This window comes from Flavobacterium sp., from assembly GCF_027531705.1.
In the GTDB taxonomy this organism is placed as follows: domain Bacteria; phylum Bacteroidota; class Bacteroidia; order Flavobacteriales; family Flavobacteriaceae; genus Flavobacterium.
Map to the genome: position 1 here is coordinate 18239 of NZ_JAPZSP010000025.1, position 18613 is coordinate 36851.

Genomic DNA, 18613 nt, shown 5'->3' on the forward strand with positions numbered 1-18613 from the left:
CTTTTAATCGAAAATTTGAGTTTTTTGACGACTTCACAAGCCTATTTATTAAACCTTTTAATTATTCAATTCAAAATTCAATTCTAAAAACTTTTGTTAAATCACATCTGCCATCTTGTCAGATTTTATAATTTAGTATTATCTTTGCTAGAGAATTTGACTTATGGAAAAGATTATTGAAGAAAACAAACAAGGACAAAGTTTAGTTCTTGAAAATAAAAAAGAAAATACCAAAAAACTTTATATTGAAAGTTATGGTTGCGCTATGAATTTTTCTGATAGCGAAATCGTAGCTTCTATTTTAGTTAATGGTGGTTACAATACAACACAAGTTTTAGAAGAAGCCGATTTGGTTTTGGTAAACACTTGCTCAATAAGAGACAAAGCAGAACAAACCATTCGCAAGCGTTTGGAAAAATACAATGCTGTCAAAAGAGAAGTAAATCCTAAAATGAAAGTAGGTGTTCTAGGCTGTATGGCCGAGCGATTGAAAGAACAATTTCTGGAAGAAGAAAAAATTGTCGATTTGGTTGTTGGTCCAGATGCTTACAAGGATTTGCCAAATTTATTAGCCGAAGTTGAAGATGGTCGTGATGCGATAAATGTAATTTTATCCAAAGAAGAAACTTACGGAGATATTTCGCCAGTAAGATTAATGAGCAACGGAATTACTGCATTGGTTTCAATCACACGTGGTTGTGACAATATGTGCACGTTTTGTGTTGTACCTTTTACTCGCGGTCGTGAACGCAGTCGTGAACCTCAAAGTATAATGACAGAAATTCAGGATTTATGGAATCAAGGATTCAAAGAAATTACACTTTTAGGTCAAAATGTGGATAGCTATTTATGGTATGGCGGTGGGTTGAAAAAAGATTTTGACAAAGCAACCGATATGCAAAAAGCTACAGCTGTTGCTTTTGACCAATTACTAGAAATGGTTGCAGTAGCTTTTCCGAAAATGCGTATTCGTTTTTCAACTTCTAATCCGCAAGACATGCACGAAGAGGTTTTACATGTAATTGCCAAATATCCAAACATCTGCAAACATATTCACTTGCCTGTTCAGTCTGGAAGCAATCGTATTTTAAAGGAAATGAATCGCTTACATTCTCGTGAAGAATATATTGAATTAATCAATAAAATCAACTCAATAATTCCAAATTGCTGTATCACACAAGATATGATAGCTGGTTTCCCAACAGAAACCGAAGAAGATCATCAAGATACTTTGAGTTTAATGGAACATGTGAAATATAGTTTTGGCTACATGTATGCCTATTCTGAAAGGCCAGGAACACTAGCTGGCAGAAAAATGGAAGATGATGTACCTGAAGAAACAAAATTGCGCAGATTACAAGAAATTGTCGATTTACAAAGAAAACACAGTGCATTCAGAACGCAAGAATTCTTAGGACAAACAGTAGAAGTTTTAATAGAAAAAGAATCCAAAAAATCGCCAAATGATTGGTCTGGAAGAAATTCGCAAAGTATAACAGTAGTTTTTCCAAAAGAAAATTACAAAATTGGAGATTTCGTAAACGTAAAAATCACCAATTGCACCAGCGGAACGTTAATTGGTAAAGCTGTTGGTTATAGTGAAATGAATTAAAAATTTTGCCACAGATTAAAAAGATTTTCACAGATTTTTTGAATTTCTTTTAATCATATTAATATGTGATTAAAAAAGATAAAACGTGATGGAAGGATATAGAGAAGAAGAAACATATAAAATTATCGGTATTTGTATGGAAGTCCATAGAAATCTTGGACCAGGATTATTGGAAGTCATTTACAAAGATGCATTGGAAATTGAATTTAAAGAAAACAACATTCCTTTTGAAAGAGAAAAGGAATTTTTAATTGAATATAAAGGCAAAATATTGCCTCATAAGTTTTACGCTGATTTTATTGTTAATGAAGATATAATATTAGAAGTAAAAGCTGTTAAAGAATTTTCTAATGAACACATTGCGCAAGTTTTAAATTACTTAAAAATAGCTGATTCAGAAATTGGCTTGTTGGTTAATTTTCAAACTAAATCGCTTCAATATAAAAGATATGTTATATAATTTAAGTTAAAAAAATCTGTGAAAATCTTTTTAATCTGTGGCAAAAATAAAAAAATGAGATTTCCTCTCTTCACGAAATAAATATGGAAACAGTACAAAGTATAAAACAACGATTTGAGATTATTGGAAACGATCCAAAGCTTAATCGTGCAATAGAAAAAGCTATTCAGGTTGCTCCTACTGATATTTCGGTTTTGGTAGCTGGTGAAAGCGGTGTCGGAAAAGAAAATATTCCTAAAATAATTCATTCGCTTTCACATAGAAAACACGGTAAATACATCGCTGTAAACTGCGGTGCCATTCCAGAAGGAACAATAGACAGTGAGCTTTTTGGACATGAAAAAGGTGCTTTTACAGGCGCAACTGGAACTCGTGAAGGTTATTTTGAAGTGGCCGATGGTGGAACAATTTTTCTTGATGAAGTTGGAGAATTACCATTGACAACGCAAGTGCGATTGCTTCGTGTTCTCGAGAATGGTGAATTTATCAAAGTTGGTTCTTCCCAAGTTCAAAAAACCAATGTTCGTATTGTTGCCGCAACCAATGTTAACTTATTTGAAGCCATCGAAAAAGGGAAATTCCGCGAAGATTTGTATTATCGTTTGAGTACGGTTGATATTACTTTGCCGCCGCTTCGTGAGCGAAAAGACGATATTCATTTGCTTTTCAGAAAATTTTCTGCAGATTTTGCTCATAAATACAAAATGCCTCCATTAAAATTGGATGAAAATGCAGTTCAAGTTTTACAAAAATTTAGATGGAGCGGAAATATTCGTCAATTGCGAAATGTTGCCGAACAAATTTCTGTTTTAGAGACTAATCGTGATGTTTCTGCCAATACACTTTTATCTTATTTACCCCAAGAAGGCAATAATTTACCAAGCGTAATTGGTGGAAAAAAAGCCGAAAATGATTTTTCTACCGAAAGAGATATTTTATACAAAGTGCTTTTTGATATGAAAAGTGACTTGAATGATTTAAAAAAATTAACTTTGGAATTGATGAAAAATGGTTCAGCAAAAGTTCAGGAAATCAACACCAATTTGATTCAGAAAATTTATGGTTCTAACGAAAGTGAAATTTCATTTGAAGAAGAACCAAGAACTGCTGTTTACAAACCTGAATATAAAGCACAAAACGAAGACAATGATTTTCAGGAAAACGATGACAATTACCTTTTTGCAGAAACAGTTGAAGAAGAAGAAATTCTGAAATTAGAACAAAAAGAAATCGAATTAATTAAAAAGTCATTAGAAAAAAACAAAGGAAAAAGAAAAGCTGCTGCCGATGAATTGGGAATTTCTGAAAGAACTTTGTATAGAAAAATTAAACAATTTGATTTATAAAAAAAATATAGTCAAATAATGTACTTTTGAAACGGAAAGTATTTGAATAAACACTTATGAAAAAAATACATTTTATAGTTGCCATCATTGTTTTGTTCTCGATAAATAGCTGTTCGGTATACAATTTTACAGGAACAGGGAAAATTGACGCCAAAACATTTCAGGTAAATTATTTTCAAAATAATGCAGAAATTGTGCAACCGGGAATCGAAAGAACTTTTACTTTGCGCTTACAAGATTTAATTCAAAATCAAACCAATCTTAACTTGATTAGTTCTGGTGGAGACTTACTTTATGAAGGTGAAATTGTAGATTTCAGAATCACACCAATGACAGCAACAGCCGACATTAAAGCCGCACAAAACAGAGTTACTATTGCAGTAAATCTTAGATACAGCAACAAAAACAAGGATACAGACGATTTTGAAAAAAGATATTCATTCTTTTATGACTATCCTGCCACTTCTCAACTAATCGGAAGAGAATTAGATAATGCTCTTGAAGAAATTTTTGAAAGAATTACACAAGATATTTTTAACGACACACTCGCTAAATGGTAATTTATTTTCATAATTTTACAGCTTTAATTTAAAATATGACAACCTCGGAAATTACAACTTTACTCAACAAACCTTTTTTCGTCAATGATACACAAACATCGGCGTTGGAAAATGTTGTGCAAGAATTTCCGTATTTCCAAAGCGCTCGCGCCTTGTATTTAAAAGGGTTGTACAATCAAAATAGTTTTAAATATAACTACGCTCTAAAAGTTACAGCTGCACATACAACCGACAGAAGTGTTTTGTTCGATTTTATTACTTCGGATGAGTTTACAACCATCAATGAAGAAAAAACGACTCCAAGTGAAAGCGAAATTTTAGAAATTTCTGTAGAGAATAGTGTTGTAGTTGCTCCTTTTAAGATTGAGCAATCAATTATAGATTCTATAAAAGCATCTGGAAACGAGATTGAAGAAAATGAAGAAACTTTAATAGTTGCTGATCCTGTTTTTGAAATAGCAAAAGAAAATTTAGAAATAGGAAAACCACTTGAATTTTCGTCAAAAGAGAAACATTCATTTCAGGAATGGTTACAATTGGCAAAAGCAAAACCTATAATTAGAGAAGAAAATACAATTACAAACGAAATTTCTGAAACTGATTTAGAAAAGCAAAAAAAAAATGAGTTAATCGATAAATTCATTGAAGCCAATCCGAAAATCCCACAAATTAAACCAAATACTACTGCCTCCACCTTTATTTTCGAGCCTTCAAAAGAAGATAATTCTTATTTAATGACCGAAACTTTGGCACGAGTTTATCTGGAACAACATAAATATCAAAAAGCAATTCAAGCTTATGAAATATTAATTTTGAAATATCCAGAAAAAAGTAGTTTCTTTGCAGACCGAATTTTAGATATTAAAAATTTACAACAAAATAATAATACATAACAATGAGCACATTTTCAATTTTTTTAGTTTTAATAACTATAGTTAGTTTTTTATTAATCATCGTCATTATGGTTCAAAATCCTAAAGGAGGCGGTTTATCATCTTCTATTGGTGGATCACAAATGCTTGGTGGTGTTCAAAAAACAACTGACTTTTTAGATAAAAGTACATGGACATTAGCAGCAGTATTAATGGCATTAATTTTATTATCAAGTTTGAGCTTTACAGGTTCATTAAGCGATTCAGATTCTAAAATCATCGATACTACAGAAGCTGCTGCGCCAGCTAAAGCAACTACACCAGCAGAAAAAGCGCCAGCTACAACTGCGCCTGTTGCTCCAGCAAAATAATATTCAAAAAAACAAATTGAAATGCCAGCCTGTCAAAGCTGGCATTTTTTTTGGCAAAATGTCAGTTTTTATGTGTTGGCATAATTTCTGAAATAACGAATACAACAAATAAATTATAACTTAATTAAAATATATTGATTATGAGTTTAAGTATTAAACCTCTTTCAGACCGCGTAATTGTTGAACCAGCTGCTGCCGAAACACAAACAGCTTCTGGAATTATCATTCCTGACACTGCCAAAGAAAAACCTCAAAAAGGAACTGTTGTAGCAGTAGGAAATGGAAAAAAAGACGAGCCAATGACTGTAAAAGTTGGCGATAGTGTCCTTTACGGTAAATATGCAGGAACCGATCTAAAATTTGACGGAAAAGATTATTTGATAATGCGTGAGGATGATATTCTAGCAATAATCTAATTAGTATTAAGATTTTGAGAATTAAGTATTAAGACTAAAATATAAACAAACAACAAAATGGCAAAAGATATAAAATTTGATATTGAAGCACGTGATGGATTAAAACGTGGCGTTGACGCATTGGCAAATGCAGTAAAAGTAACTCTTGGACCAAAAGGTCGTAATGTAATTATTGGAAAATCATTTGGTGGACCAAACGTTACTAAAGATGGTGTTACCGTTGCAAAAGAAATTGAATTGAAAGATCCATTGGAAAATATGGGTGCTCAAATGGTGAAAGAAGTTGCCTCAAAAACTAACGATTTAGCTGGAGATGGAACTACAACTGCAACCGTTTTGGCGCAAGCAATTGTAAAAGAAGGATTGAAAAACGTGGCTGCTGGAGCTAATCCAATGGATTTGAAACGTGGAATTGATAAAGCAGTTGAAGCAATAGTTGCCGATTTAGGAAAACAAGCTCAAGAAGTTGGTTCTTCATCAGAAAAAATCAAACAAGTGGCTTCTATTTCTGCTAATAATGATGAAGTTATTGGTGATTTAATTGCTACTGCTTTTGGAAAAGTTGGAAAAGAAGGTGTAATTACAGTTGAAGAAGCAAAAGGAACTGAAACTTATGTAGATGTTGTAGAAGGAATGCAATTTGACAGAGGATATTTATCTCCTTATTTTGTTACAAATCCAGAAAAAATGAATGTTGAATTAGAAAATCCATACATTCTTTTATACGACAAAAAAGTTTCTTCTCTTAAAGAATTATTGCCTGTTTTAGAACCAGTTGCTCAATCTGGAAAACCATTATTGATTATAGCAGAAGATGTTGATGGAGAAGCATTATCAACTTTAGTAGTAAACAAACTTCGTGGTGCGTTAAAAATTGCAGCTGTAAAAGCTCCAGGTTTTGGCGACAGAAGAAAAGCAATGTTAGAAGACATCGCTATCTTAACTGGTGGAACTGTAATTGCAGAAGAAAGTGGTTATACACTTGAAAATGCAACATTAGAAATGCTTGGAACAGCTGAGAAAATTGCAATTGACAAAGACAATACAACAATTGTAAATGGTGCAGGAAATGCAGATTTAATCAAAAATAGAGTAAACCAAATCAAAGGTCAAATGGAAACTACGACTTCTGATTATGACAAAGAAAAATTGCAAGAGCGTTTAGCTAAATTAGCTGGTGGTGTTGCCGTTCTTTATGTTGGTGCCGCTTCTGAAGTGGAAATGAAAGAGAAAAAAGACCGTGTTGACGATGCCTTACACGCAACTCGCGCTGCTGTAGAAGAAGGAATTGTTGCTGGTGGTGGTGTTGCGCTTTTAAGAGCTAAAAATGCCTTAGCATCAATAAAAGCCGATAATGCTGATGAAGCTACAGGAATTCAAATTGTTTTCCGTGCAGTTGAATCTCCGTTGAGAACTATTGTTGAAAATGCTGGTCTTGAAGGTTCAGTAGTAGTAGCAAAAGTTTCTGAAGGAAAAGGCGATTTTGGTTATAACGCAAAAACGGATGAATATGTGGATATGCTAAAAGCTGGAATCATCGATCCTAAAAAAGTAACTCGTGTAGCACTAGAAAATGCAGCTTCAGTAGCAGGAATGATTCTAACTACAGAATGTGCTTTAGTAGAAATTAAAGAAGAAAACGCTGGTGGCGGAATGCCAATGGGCGGTGGAATGCCAGGAATGATGTAAAACTAAGTACGAAGTACAATATTCGAAGTACGAGGTTAAAATAAAAAATCCGTCTTGTTGAAAAACTTGACGGATTTTGTTTTATTTCTTTTTAGTATATTATCATAATTTCACAAAAATGATTCACTAACTAGCCCTGATACTGGAATTGTTTGAGCTCTTAACGAAGTTAAAGCGAGTTCCAGTAGCAGGAATTACCATCACTGAAAAAAGCCCAAGCCATTCGCTCCTATTTTCAATTCTATTCTTCTAAATGAACTTTTTTCTTGATAAACTTTAAAATTACTGGCAAAGTCGTAACCAATACAATACCAATTACAATATATTCGATATAATGTTTCAAATCTATTTGATAGGTGTCAAGGAAAAACTTATACAAATAATGACCTGCAAAAATCAACGAAAACGACCATAAAAAGGCACCAATAACATTAAAAAACATGAATTTTTTCTTGTCCATTCCAACTATACCAGCAATTACAGGTATAAAAGTTCTAACTATCGGAATAAATTTTGCAAAAAGAACGGCTTTGCTTCCATGATTTTCAAAAAAGTTTTGAGCGTCATATAAGTATTTCTTTTTAAAAATAAAATTATCAGGTCTTTTAAACAAATAATTCCCACTTTTTTGTCCATACCAATAGCCAAACATATTTCCAAAAATACCCATAAGCGAAATTAATGTTGCAAGCAAAGTAACGTTAAGAAAATCGCTTCCTAATGAAAATTCTCTCATTAAAGTTTCGCTGTATATTCCGCATAGAAATAACAAACTATCGCCTGGTAAAAAGAAGCCTGCAAGCAAGCCAGTTTCGGCAAAAATGATGAATAAAACGACATACAAACCTATTTTAACACCGCCAAATTCTAATAGAATATAAAATTCAGGGTTGAAGAGTTGTTTCCAATCAAAATCTGTCATAAAAAATTGCGTATTATTTTAGGGCGTGAAAGTAATTATAATTTATTTGATTTAGTAATCTTACTTGCTTTTTTGACTTAAATATAACATATTTTTATTCTTTATAAAAAATCAAATTTTGCAATAATGTTAATGAAACAGTATGATTCATAACATCACTTCCTGATTTTGAGTTCAATAACTGATTCATGTAGGCAATTTCAAACCGAATACTATTTTTATAATTAAACCCTATGCCAGCTAAAAATCTATTTTGATCAAAAAACTTTGAATTCACTTTATTATCACCAATATTTACAAAAATCTCATCCTGCAAAACAAGATACATTTCTTCATTACCTGATTTAAAATTGGACAAATGAATTACATGTCTATTCAAATATCGAAGTCTATTCTGGTAATTGGTTGCGACTTTTTGTACAACATCATCTTTTAGTTGAATATCATCTACAAATCTTTGTTCAAGTCTAAATCTATTGGTGAAATTATTTTTGTTATCATTCCATTTATTATTCAACAGAAATTGTTCCCATATTCTATCTTCATTAAAATACTCATCTAAATCCTTATTAAAAGTATTAATCAATCCGTAACCAATAGTAACCGAAGCATTTTTATTCAAATTATAAAAACCACCAAAACGAAACAAATTTTGATTACTCATTTTCAACTCATCATCAAGTCTAAAACTGGCTTCTATATGATAACCAAGCTTAGGGGAAACATTATATTGTCCAACATAAGAAAACCAATTGGCTTGATTATTTTTTATTTCTTGTGAAAAAAATTGTGTTGTAAATAGCAACAAGATTATTTTTATTACAACTATAGCTGTTTTATTTCTCATTTTGTAAATATACCAAAATAAAAAAACAACTAACTTTATTTTCTTTCATAAAGACAGCAACTATGAAGTCTTTCATAATCTCCATCGGTAGATTTTACTCCATCTGTATCGTGTCCAACCTTTGCAACGGCTTTTTTTACATCTAGCAATGAACACTTTTCTTCATTAATTATCAAATGTAAAGTATGATCATCAATGTGCCATTCTGCACTTTTTACGCCTTTAACAGAATAAGCGGCTTTTTCAATTCTCTTTTTGCATTGCTCACAATTACCATTGACTTCGGTGTCGTATTTAGCGTTTTTATTTTTTGTTTCTTGTGCTTGTGCTGAAAGTGCTACAAACAGTAACAACATTCCAAAAATTATATTTTTACTCATGCTTTTATATTTGTTTTTTTGTATTCGAGAATCTTCGATTTCATTTTTTTATATTTTATTGTTATTGAATTTGAATTTTGATATTGTAATTGATTTCTATTTTATTTTAAAACGCAAACCAGCATAATACATTTGACCAAAAACAGGCGCATATATAATTGAGGTGTCAAAATGCGTTCCAAAAGGATTATGTTCACCTAAAATAGCGTTTTCTTGTTTGTAGTTCCCAATATTTTCTCCACCAATGTACATTTCGAATGTGCTTGAAAATGTTCTTGTAATTTGCGTATTCATAACTGCAAACGAAGGCGAAAATGTTGGCAATCTGTCCGCAACTGGATTTGTTGACGTTATTGGCAATTGCTGTTTACCTAACCAATTGAATGTATAATCAAATTTCCATTGTTGACCTTTTTCTTTGATATGTGTTTCAAATTCTAGATTTCCAAAAAACCGATGTTTGGCTTGCAATGGTCGCTGAAAAGTTCCAGATAGATAATCGGTTGCAATGTCATAATACTTGTAGGCCGTTCTCAAATTAAGATGCTTAATAATTTCTAAATTAAAATCAACTTGCAAACTATTGGCATACGAACTTCCTTTTAAATCATAAAACAAAACCTGTTGCGAACTTTGCATAACATCAACAATTGCTTGATTTTGAAAATCAGTTCGATAAAAATCAATTGTAAAATCTGCATTTTTTTGAAACAATTTGAAATTTTGTGTAAAACTCAAACCATAGTTCCAAGCAATTTCTGGATTTAAGCCATAAACTTTTCCGTTCGTATCTAAAACTGAAAACACTCTTGAACTTGCAAAAAGATTTTGATTTTCGGCATAAATATTGGCAGCACGTTTTCCTCGACCAGCAGAAAACCTAAACACTGATTTTTCCCAAGGATTGTATTTTACGTGCAATCTTGGTGTAACAAATACTCCTAACCTATTATGATAATCAACTCGACCACCAAGTGTGTAACTAAACTTATCAAGGTTATCAAAATTATATTCAAAAAAAGCACCAACAGAATTATCGACTCTACTAACATCGTTTAGATTCACAAATTCGGCATATTTATCATAAGTGAAATTCAATCCCGTCGAAAATTTATGCATCGTATTATTGATGATTGAATTAAAAATTAAATTTGAATAATAACTTTGTTGCTTTATATCATATTGATTTAATCCAAAATAAGAATCTTGATTATGATTGCTAAAAGCGTTTTGAAAACCAATACTTTGATAAGGCATGTCTTTGAAAACATACCCAATTTTTGAAGTAAAATCCAATCGTTCGGTATTGATTTCTGAACCCCAAAAGTTAGTCGTTAGTTTATCTCTTTTTTTATCAAAATCAAATTCACCAGTTTGTTTTTCATCTCTCATAAATTTAATATTGAAAAAAGAAACCCAACCCGTTTCGGCATTAGAATACTGCCAACGATTGGTAACATTTACTTGTTTACCGATTGGATTATCAAGAAAATGATCATGATTCATATCGTTTTTGGCAACTCTTGTATTTCCGTGAAGAAACAAACTTGTCGCCCATTTATCGGATATTTTTTTAGTGAAATGTGTATTCAATTCAAACCTTGAATCGGTTGAACCATAAGCATTCAGAAAAAACGGAATGTCTTTTAGTGGTTTTAATAATTCGGTATTTATTTGTCCCGAAATGCTTTCATAACCATTTACGACACTTCCTGCACCTTTTGTGATTTGGATACTTTCAACCCAAGTTCCTGGCGTAAATGATAATCCGTATGCTTGTGAAGCACCACGAACCGAAGGAATATTTTCTTCTGTAATCATCAAATACGGGCTTGTTAAACCTAACATTTTAATTTGTTTGGTTCCTGTCAAAGCATCCGAAAAATTAACATCGATTGATGGATTGGTTTCAAAACTTTCGGCAAGGTTGCAACAAGCCGCTTTTAATAATTCCTTGCTCGAAACTAACGTAGTATTTGAAGTAAGCGATAGTGATTTTTTAATTCCTTTTTGCTTTTTTTCTACCTTTACTTCCTCTAAATTTTCTTGAGAAAAAGCGATTGTAGAAAAAAGGAATATTGCGAATAACGCATATTTTTTCATGTTTTAAAATTTTAATATTTATAATAGTTGTAACTAATTAAATATCAAATTTTAACCAAAAAGCGTGAATTGACAATAGAGTTTGTAGAATGGCGGCGCATTAGCATCGCAATAGTAAGTAACATTTTGAGTTGTTACAGTTGTTGGTGAAAAAACAAAATCAAAAGAGTTGAAATCCTGAAAAACAAAAACCGAATCTAAATTGAAAGAAATAGTTTTAATAACTACTTTCTCCGTTTTACTTTCAAGCTTTACTTCTTTATCCGAACAACATTTTTTGTGTGTTGCTTGTTCCTTTGCACAGCAAGATTTTGCTTTTTTTACAGGCATCTTGCACACTTCCTCTTTTGAAAAAACAGAAGAAATTGCGGCAATTTTCCCTTCGCAATAATGCACATTAAAAGCCAATCCCGAATTGGAAACCAAAACGAAAAATGCCAAAAATAAACTTATGTGCTTTCTAATTTGAATGAAGCAAAGTTATGAAAAAGAATGGATTGAAATCTTAAAATTTACATAAATGAGAAAACGCCTCCACCAAATAAGATGAAAGCGCAATCTAACTAAAACAAAAAAACAAACTAATTTTTATTCGGTTGCGGTAGCCGAAGAAGCTGCCAATCCAATAAGTAAACCACCTGCTATTACACCAGCCACTAACCATCCAGTTCCTTTTGATTTTTTCTGAGTTACAACTGGTGGCTCATAAGTAGCAGCTTTTTGAGTAATTCCTGCTTGCAAAAGAGGAATATCTTCAGCTTTTATAGCTCTGAAATTTTTATAATTTGCAGGAAAACCACTTACTGAAACAGTCGTTACACCTTTACTTGTTTCTGTTTCAAATTTTGGCTCTATTAAAACATCTGAATTGAAGGTTTTAAGAGCGTTTACAACTGCTTCGTGTTTGATAACATCAACTGATTTTTCTAAAATTTTTCCAGATGAAGTTCCAGATGTCTTCGTATCCTTCACTTCTAAATCGACCAATGTTGGTTTGTGAATGACACCAGCTCCGTAAATATCTAATGTTTTGGCTGTTGCCGAAGAAGATTTACCTACAGAACATGATGTAAGCATTAGTGTTGCAAGAAATAATGCAATTACTCTTTGATAAGGTTGAATTTTTTTCATGGTTTATTATTTTTATTGTTTTATGTAAACTGACAAATATGTTTCAGATTCGACAACATTTTTTATCACTAATCCTGTAGCATTTAAAGTTACTATTTCACTTATAAAAGTGCCATCAGCTGTAGTAACTGTTATAGAATTATCATTTACTGTATAATTGTATGAGTAATTTTCACTTTCTGAACAGTTTTCTCCCCAGTAATCAGTTCCGTTAATTTTATCACTAGTAAAAGAAATCGTTGACATCGTTTCACAAGTTCCATTATTATCTTGAACTCCATTAGTTGAACTCGAAACAAATTTCCAATTTCCAATAAGATTTTCTTTGTTTTGGTCAGTCAATGATTTTTCATCCTCTTTATCACAAGCAACAAAGCCTACCATAATGAATGTTAATAAAAATAAAAGTTGAATTTTTTTCATAGTTAAAATGTTTAAGTTAATTAAGTTGAATACAAAACTACCCTTAAACAAATTAAACAGAATTAGGTAAAACCCTAATTTACAATAGTATTTTACCTATTATAATTATTTCATTTTTCTCTGATAATAAAAAGCTGGTACAAAAAGAATTAGAAAAATTGGTTGAATAATAAAACGACGTAAATAGAACAACGTCATTTTTTCGGCAGGAAAGAATTTCAGTGTAAAAAAGAAACTTACCATCAAAATGATTCCAAAAACCGAAAACAAGAAAATAGAAAACTTGATGATTTTATTGTCTTTAAAAATAACATACAACAACGCCAACGAAATCATCGAATTAAGATAAAATCGAAATCCCAAACTCAAGAATAACTTAATAGGATTGGTTTGAGGCAAAGGCAAGTTAGCATATTCACTTTTGAAATAAATCAAAAAAGGATCATAAAAAATAGTGTTTTCAAAAGCTCTTATAGCTATTAGAAGTAACACTAAAAATATTCCAACACCAACTCGTACTTTATTTTTCAATAGATTTTTTAGCATAAAACGAAAATTTATTTACCCAAATTACCCAAAGCAAAAACACGGTTCCGTATATCAACAATGGAAACAAAACACCATGAAGAAACTCTTTATATTCAGGAAAATGATACATTAACACAACCAACAAAGCAATTCGTGTAACGTTTAAAATGTGAATTACAATTATTCCAAAAAGAATGTATACTAAAGTAGTTTTTATTTTTCCTGAAAAAGCTATTATAAAACTAATAAATAAAATTATAACGCTTAATCCGTTACAACCTTCAATAACTCTCGCAATCCATTTTTGATTGTAGTTTAGTTTTATACTTGGCTCAGTTGGATGTTTCATAGTTTTAACATCACAATCAAAAAGTAAAAGTAACTTTTCTGTTTGATTAGAAACCACTTGTGTGAATCCATCAACTTCATGATTTTTAACATCAAAACTATTCAAATAGCTTTGATAAATAAAAGTCAAAATCAAATAACTGATTAAGAATTTACCCAAAAACAATAAAAAAGGTTTGTATTCGATTAAATAATGCTTCACTAGAAAATTTTTAACAAATTTATATATTTTTAAGTTGGGTTAATTAAATACTTTTGTCAAAATTTAAAAAAATGACATTTCAAGAACTAAAACCATTGATAAGTACAATTGTTGCAAAAGAAGCTTTTTCAAAAGAAGAAAAACTTCAAGAAATATGCAATTTATTAAAAAATGAAATTAGCTATTACGATTGGGTTGGCTTTTACTTTGCCAATCACGAAGCTAAAACCTTGCATCTTGGTCCTTATGCTGGTGCAGAAACAGATCATACTGTAATTCCGTTTGGAAAAGGAATTTGTGGTCAAGTAGCTGTTTCTAATCAAAATTTTGTAGTTCCTGATGTATCGGCACAAGACAACTATATTGCTTGTAGCTTTACGGTTAAATCAGAAATTGTTGTACCGCTTTTCGTAAATGGAATCAACATAGGTCAAATAGACATTGACAGTCATGTTCTTGATCCATTTACTAATGAAGATGAAGCGTTTTTAGAATATGTAAATCAAGAAGTTACGAAACTTTATTAGAAATTCAAAAAAATTCGTATTTCGTATTTCGTAATTCGTATTTTTTTTTACCTTTGCACACGAATTAGGAAACGCCTAGTTCATACATAATAATCATTTAAAGAATATTGGCATGTACTTAACTAAAGAAGTTAAAGCAGAAATCTTCGCTAAACACGGAGAAGCAACAAACACAGGAAAATCTGAAGCACAGATTGCCTTGTTTACATTTAGAATCAATCACTTAACTGAGCACTTGAAAAAAAATCGTCACGATTATAATACAGAGCGTTCATTGGTAAAGTTGGTAGGTAAAAGAAGAAGTCTTCTTGACTACTTGAAGAAAACCGAAATCAACAGATATCGTGAGATTATAAAAGTATTAGGAATTAGAAAATAATTCAAATATAAAGAGGTGCTCACGCGCCTCTTTTTTTTTAAATAAAAATAGAATATTTCCATTAGGGGTAAGAATAAAAAAGTTTAGTTTTTCATTGGGTTTTAGGCAATAACTACGCAACAACAACACAACTAAAACCCATGTTTAACTTAGAGAATTAAATTTATGATTCCACAATTGTTTGTAGAAAAAATCGATTTAGGTGATGGCAGAAGCATCACAATCGAGACAGGACGTTTGGCCAAACAAGCTGACGGTTCTGTAGTAGTAAGAATTGGAAATACTGTTATCTTAGGTACAGTAGTTTCCGCAAGAAAAGCAAGTCCAGGTATCGATTTTTTACCGTTAACAGTAGATTATCGTGAAAAATTTGCAGCAGCAGGTCGTTTCCCTGGTGGTTTCTTCAAAAGAGAAGCGCGCCCAAGTGATAGCGAAGTGCTAACAATGAGATTAGTTGACCGTGTTTTACGTCCACTTTTCCCATCAGATTACCATGCAGAAGTTCAAGTTATGATTCAATTAATGTCTCATGATGATGAAGTTATGCCAGATGCATTAGCAGGTTTAGCAGCTTCGGCAGCACTTGCCTTATCTGACATTCCTTTTGAAACTTTGATTTCTGAAGCTAGAGTTGGAAGAATTGACGGTAAATTTGTCATCAATCCATCAAGAGCACAATTAGAATTATCAGATATTGATATGATGATTGGAGCTTCTAGAGATTCTATCGCAATGGTAGAAGGAGAAATGAAAGAAATTTCAGAAAAAGAAATGGTAGAAGCAATTAAATTTGCTCACGAACATATTAAAGTACAAATTGACGCTCAAGAAAGATTGGCAGCAGCATTTGGAAAAAAAGAAGTTCGTACTTATGAACAAGAAAAATCAGATGATGCAATTTACGCTAAAGTTAGAGAAGCATCTTACGATAAAATTTATGCAATTGCTAGCAAAGGTTCGGCTAAACACGAACGTTCAGCTGCATTTGATGCTGTAAAAGAAGAAGTAAAAGCGTTGTTTACAGAAGAAGAATTAGCAGAAAATGGCGATTTAGTTGGAAAATATTTCTACAAAGTCAACAAAGAAGCTGTTCGTAATGTAACTTTAGATTTAGGAACTCGTCTTGACGGAAGAAAAACTACAGAAATTCGTCCTATTTGGAGTGAAGTAAATTATTTACCATCCGTTCACGGTTCGGCATTGTTTACTCGTGGAGAAACTCAAGCATTGGCAACAGCAACTTTAGGAACATCTAGAGAAGCTAACCAAATTGATTCACCATCTGAACAAGGAGAAGAAAAATTCTATTTACACTATAATTTTCCACCATTTTCAACAGGAGAAGCTCGTCCGTTAAGAGGAACTTCAAGAAGAGAAGTTGGTCACGGAAACTTGGCACAAAGAGCATTGAAAAACATGATTCCTGCTGATTGTCCTTATACAATTCGTGTGGTTTCTGAAGTATTAGAATCCAACGGTTCTTCTTCTATGGCAACAGTTTGTGCTGGAACATTATCATTAATGGACGCTGGAATTCAAATGATTCGTCCTGTTTCTGGAATTGCAATGGGATTGATTACTGACGGAGATCGTTTTGCGGTTTTATCTGATATTTTAGGTGATGAAGATCATTTAGGAGATATGGATTTCAAGGTAACTGGAACTTCTGAAGGAATTACAGCTTGTCAAATGGACATCAAAATTGATGGATTGAAATATGAAATCATGGAGCAAGCTTTGGCTCAAGCTCGTGATGGACGTTTACATATTTTAGGAAAAATATTAGAAACGCTGCCTCAACCAAATAGTGATGTTAAAGTTCACGCTCCAAAAATCATCATGCGTACCATTCCTGGTGCTTTCATTGGTGCCTTAATTGGACCTGGTGGAAAAGTGATTCAAGAATTGCAAAAAGCTACTGGAACAACTATAGTTATTAATGAAGTTGACGAACAAGGTGTTGTTGAAATCTTAGGAACTGATCCAGATGGAATTGCAGCTGTTTTAGCTAAAATTGATTCTATCATCTTCAAACCACAAATGGGTGAAGCTTACGAAGTAAAAGTAATAAAAATGCTTGATTTTGGTGCTGTGGTAGAATACACTGCTGCTCCAGGAAACGAAGTTTTATTACACGTATCAGAATTAGCTTGGGAAAGAACAGAAAATGTTACTGATGTAGTTAATATGGGCGATGTGTTTATGGTGAAATATTTAGGTATTGATCCAAAAACTAGAAAAGAAAAAGTTTCTAGAAAAGCACTTTTACCAAGACCTCCAAGAGAAGAAAATAAAATTACTCCTAAAGCGGAATAATAAATTTTCCATATAAATAAAAACCCCAATTCATTTAGTTGAATTGGGGTTTTGGTTTTTTACCCATTTCTTTAAGATGTTTGAAATGAGATTTCATCATATTTAAAAGTGTCTTATTATGATATGGTAATTGAAAACTTAAAGTCTCTTTTTCAATAATAGGATTTATCAAATCGTAAGAGGTATGACATAAATTTGGAAACAAATGATGAGCAGCATGACAATTTGCGCCTCCACTTAAAAATTGTGCAAAATAATTATTAGCATTCCAATCACAACTTGTTTTCAATTGATGAACAGCCCAAGAATCAGTAAGCATATCGTCTGAAATGTCAGGATAAAGAGCTTCCTCAAAAAAATGTGTTCCAACAAGCATTACAACAAACAGTAATGAAGTGAAAGCACTTGAAGTCAAGTATGTAATAATTATAAAATAATAATGATTATTTGTAAATAAGATTGGTAAAACTAACACTAACAAAAAATAGAAAATCTTAAAAGCAGAAAATCTTAAATATAACTCAACCTCATTAACTCCTGCTCTCATCCATTTATACTTTTTAGTAAATAAATATATCCAATCACCAATAAAAACAGAATGTAGTAATGCCAACATATACACAAAAGGCGCGTAAATATATTGAAAACTATGAAACCATTTTCTTTTATGGCAAGGAGCTAACCTTAAAAACGGATTCTCATCAATATCTATATCACTACCTTCAACATTTGCATACAGATGATGAGAACGGATATGACGCAAACCCCATAACAAAGGATCAATACCAACCGTAATAAAACTAAAAAAATGTAAAACTTGATTTGCCTTTTTGTTTTTAAATGCTGTATTATGTGAGGCATCATGACCTAAAGAAAATCCAATCAACAAACCAGATAATTGAAAAATTAAAAACAATATCCAAAAGTAAAGTTTACTATCACATAAAAAAAGTGACATATAACTTCCGTATGCAACAATAAACCAAAACAATCCTTTTATCCAAAAAGAAATTGTTCCATAACTATATTTTGCAACATCAATTTCTGAATAAACTTTGTTTTTTAAAGAAGAATAAAACAATTTTTGATCAGCAGATTTATTAAATTTTAGTTTTTTCATACTAATTAGTTTTAAAATTATTCACCAAAACTATTGCAATAAACACAATTGAATTGGCGAT

Annotated in this window: 21 protein-coding genes; 11 read left to right on the top strand and 10 right to left on the bottom strand. The window is 31.8% G+C overall.

From position 1 onward, the window contains the following. The first annotated feature begins 163 nt into the window (after window positions 1-163). From miaB to groL, 8 genes are all read left to right on the top strand, one after another. Window positions 164-1612, top strand: a complete 1449-nt coding sequence (miaB, locus tag O9267_RS10220; RefSeq protein ID WP_298178962.1) for a tRNA (N6-isopentenyl adenosine(37)-C2)-methylthiotransferase MiaB — start codon at window positions 164-166, stop codon at window positions 1610-1612. Window positions 1613-1700: 88 nt separating this feature from the next. Next, window positions 1701-2072: a GxxExxY protein gene (locus O9267_RS10225; RefSeq protein ID WP_298178963.1), complete on the top strand. Its 372-nt coding sequence runs from the start codon at window positions 1701-1703 to the stop codon at window positions 2070-2072. Between the two features lie 83 nt (window positions 2073-2155). Further along, window positions 2156-3418 (top strand): sigma 54-interacting transcriptional regulator, encoded by a 1263-nt coding sequence (locus O9267_RS10230; protein ID WP_298178964.1) that lies wholly within the window; start codon window positions 2156-2158, stop codon window positions 3416-3418. A 56-nt stretch (window positions 3419-3474) separates the two neighbouring features. Beyond that, window positions 3475-3978 carry an LptE family protein gene (locus O9267_RS10235; RefSeq protein WP_298178966.1) on the top strand — a complete coding sequence of 168 codons (504 nt, stop codon included), beginning with the start codon at window positions 3475-3477 and terminating at the stop codon, window positions 3976-3978. A gap of 35 nt (window positions 3979-4013) precedes the next feature. Next, on the top strand, window positions 4014-4871 hold the full coding sequence (locus O9267_RS10240) for a tetratricopeptide repeat protein (protein WP_298178968.1): 858 nt from the start codon (window positions 4014-4016) through the stop codon (window positions 4869-4871). A gap of 2 nt (window positions 4872-4873) precedes the next feature. Then, on the top strand, window positions 4874-5221 hold the full coding sequence (gene secG / locus O9267_RS10245) for a preprotein translocase subunit SecG (protein WP_298178970.1): 348 nt from the start codon (window positions 4874-4876) through the stop codon (window positions 5219-5221). 140 nt (window positions 5222-5361) lie between these two features. After that, window positions 5362-5637 (top strand): co-chaperone GroES, encoded by a 276-nt coding sequence (locus O9267_RS10250; protein WP_298178971.1) that lies wholly within the window; start codon window positions 5362-5364, stop codon window positions 5635-5637. Window positions 5638-5694: 57 nt separating this feature from the next. Continuing rightward, window positions 5695-7326: a chaperonin GroEL gene (groL, locus tag O9267_RS10255; RefSeq protein ID WP_298178973.1), complete on the top strand. Its 1632-nt coding sequence runs from the start codon at window positions 5695-5697 to the stop codon at window positions 7324-7326. A 241-nt stretch (window positions 7327-7567) separates the two neighbouring features. Here groL and O9267_RS10260 read toward each other — a convergent pair whose 3' ends face one another. From O9267_RS10260 to xrtF, 9 genes are all read right to left on the bottom strand, one after another. Then, a complete protein-coding gene (locus O9267_RS10260) occupies window positions 7568-8248 on the bottom strand; it encodes a VTT domain-containing protein (RefSeq protein WP_298178975.1) in 681 nt (226 codons plus the stop codon). Between the two features lie 94 nt (window positions 8249-8342). Further along, the gene (locus tag O9267_RS10265) at window positions 8343-9095 is read right to left on the bottom strand and encodes a DUF2490 domain-containing protein (RefSeq protein ID WP_298178977.1); all 753 of its coding nucleotides are present in this window, start codon (window positions 9093-9095) and stop codon (window positions 8343-8345) included. 35 nt (window positions 9096-9130) lie between these two features. Continuing rightward, window positions 9131-9475, bottom strand: coding sequence for a metal transporter (locus tag O9267_RS10270; RefSeq protein ID WP_298178979.1), 345 nt, complete (start codon window positions 9473-9475; stop codon window positions 9131-9133). A gap of 96 nt (window positions 9476-9571) precedes the next feature. Beyond that, entirely contained in the window at window positions 9572-11578 is a 2007-nt protein-coding gene (locus O9267_RS10275) for a TonB-dependent receptor (protein ID WP_298178980.1), read from the bottom strand. Between the two features lie 51 nt (window positions 11579-11629). Then, entirely contained in the window at window positions 11630-12019 is a 390-nt protein-coding gene (locus tag O9267_RS10280; RefSeq protein WP_298178982.1) for a hypothetical protein, read from the bottom strand. A gap of 147 nt (window positions 12020-12166) precedes the next feature. Then, window positions 12167-12709, bottom strand: a complete 543-nt coding sequence (locus tag O9267_RS10285) for a hypothetical protein (RefSeq protein WP_298178984.1) — start codon at window positions 12707-12709, stop codon at window positions 12167-12169. A gap of 12 nt (window positions 12710-12721) precedes the next feature. Then, window positions 12722-13132 (bottom strand): lipocalin family protein, encoded by a 411-nt coding sequence (locus O9267_RS10290; protein ID WP_298178986.1) that lies wholly within the window; start codon window positions 13130-13132, stop codon window positions 12722-12724. A gap of 105 nt (window positions 13133-13237) precedes the next feature. Next, on the bottom strand, window positions 13238-13663 hold the full coding sequence (locus O9267_RS10295; protein WP_298178989.1) for an exosortase F system-associated protein: 426 nt from the start codon (window positions 13661-13663) through the stop codon (window positions 13238-13240). Next, window positions 13653-14210: an exosortase family protein XrtF gene (gene xrtF / locus O9267_RS10300; protein ID WP_298178992.1), complete on the bottom strand. Its 558-nt coding sequence runs from the start codon at window positions 14208-14210 to the stop codon at window positions 13653-13655. The genes O9267_RS10295 and xrtF overlap by 11 nt, the downstream gene beginning before the upstream one ends. A gap of 71 nt (window positions 14211-14281) precedes the next feature. On the opposite strand from xrtF, the gene O9267_RS10305 reads away from it, so the two are divergent. The 3 genes from O9267_RS10305 (at window position 14282) to O9267_RS10315 (ending at window position 17432) form a co-directional block, all read left to right on the top strand. Beyond that, on the top strand, window positions 14282-14737 hold the full coding sequence (locus tag O9267_RS10305; protein ID WP_298178994.1) for a GAF domain-containing protein: 456 nt from the start codon (window positions 14282-14284) through the stop codon (window positions 14735-14737). A gap of 112 nt (window positions 14738-14849) precedes the next feature. Next, entirely contained in the window at window positions 14850-15116 is a 267-nt protein-coding gene (gene rpsO, locus O9267_RS10310) for a 30S ribosomal protein S15 (RefSeq protein WP_298178997.1), read from the top strand. A 165-nt stretch (window positions 15117-15281) separates the two neighbouring features. Continuing rightward, window positions 15282-17432: a polyribonucleotide nucleotidyltransferase gene (locus O9267_RS10315; protein ID WP_298178999.1), complete on the top strand. Its 2151-nt coding sequence runs from the start codon at window positions 15282-15284 to the stop codon at window positions 17430-17432. Between the two features lie 34 nt (window positions 17433-17466). Here the strand turns inward: O9267_RS10315 and O9267_RS10320 are convergent, their stop codons facing one another. Continuing rightward, window positions 17467-18552, bottom strand: a complete 1086-nt coding sequence (locus O9267_RS10320; protein ID WP_298179001.1) for a fatty acid desaturase — start codon at window positions 18550-18552, stop codon at window positions 17467-17469. Window positions 18553-18613 lie beyond the last annotated feature (61 nt).

Excerpts from the sequence above, each read along its gene's own strand:
- miaB (WP_298178962.1), top strand. The coding sequence starts at position 164 with ATGGAAAAGATTATTGAAGAAAACAAACAAGGACAAAGTTTAGTTCTT.
- O9267_RS10225 (WP_298178963.1), top strand. The coding sequence starts at position 1,701 with ATGGAAGGATATAGAGAAGAAGAAACATATAAAATTATCGGTATTTGT.
- O9267_RS10230 (WP_298178964.1), top strand. The coding sequence starts at position 2,156 with ATGGAAACAGTACAAAGTATAAAACAACGATTTGAGATTATTGGAAAC.
- O9267_RS10235 (WP_298178966.1), top strand. The coding sequence starts at position 3,475 with ATGAAAAAAATACATTTTATAGTTGCCATCATTGTTTTGTTCTCGATA.
- O9267_RS10240 (WP_298178968.1), top strand. The coding sequence starts at position 4,014 with ATGACAACCTCGGAAATTACAACTTTACTCAACAAACCTTTTTTCGTC.
- secG (WP_298178970.1), top strand. The coding sequence starts at position 4,874 with ATGAGCACATTTTCAATTTTTTTAGTTTTAATAACTATAGTTAGTTTT.
- O9267_RS10250 (WP_298178971.1), top strand. The coding sequence starts at position 5,362 with ATGAGTTTAAGTATTAAACCTCTTTCAGACCGCGTAATTGTTGAACCA.
- groL (WP_298178973.1), top strand. The coding sequence starts at position 5,695 with ATGGCAAAAGATATAAAATTTGATATTGAAGCACGTGATGGATTAAAA.
- O9267_RS10260 (WP_298178975.1), bottom strand. The coding sequence starts at position 8,248 with ATGACAGATTTTGATTGGAAACAACTCTTCAACCCTGAATTTTATATT.
- O9267_RS10265 (WP_298178977.1), bottom strand. The coding sequence starts at position 9,095 with ATGAGAAATAAAACAGCTATAGTTGTAATAAAAATAATCTTGTTGCTA.
- O9267_RS10270 (WP_298178979.1), bottom strand. The coding sequence starts at position 9,475 with ATGAGTAAAAATATAATTTTTGGAATGTTGTTACTGTTTGTAGCACTT.
- O9267_RS10275 (WP_298178980.1), bottom strand. The coding sequence starts at position 11,578 with ATGAAAAAATATGCGTTATTCGCAATATTCCTTTTTTCTACAATCGCT.
- O9267_RS10285 (WP_298178984.1), bottom strand. The coding sequence starts at position 12,709 with ATGAAAAAAATTCAACCTTATCAAAGAGTAATTGCATTATTTCTTGCA.
- O9267_RS10290 (WP_298178986.1), bottom strand. The coding sequence starts at position 13,132 with ATGAAAAAAATTCAACTTTTATTTTTATTAACATTCATTATGGTAGGC.
- O9267_RS10305 (WP_298178994.1), top strand. The coding sequence starts at position 14,282 with ATGACATTTCAAGAACTAAAACCATTGATAAGTACAATTGTTGCAAAA.
- rpsO (WP_298178997.1), top strand. The coding sequence starts at position 14,850 with ATGTACTTAACTAAAGAAGTTAAAGCAGAAATCTTCGCTAAACACGGA.
- O9267_RS10315 (WP_298178999.1), top strand. The coding sequence starts at position 15,282 with ATGATTCCACAATTGTTTGTAGAAAAAATCGATTTAGGTGATGGCAGA.
- O9267_RS10320 (WP_298179001.1), bottom strand. The coding sequence starts at position 18,552 with ATGAAAAAACTAAAATTTAATAAATCTGCTGATCAAAAATTGTTTTAT.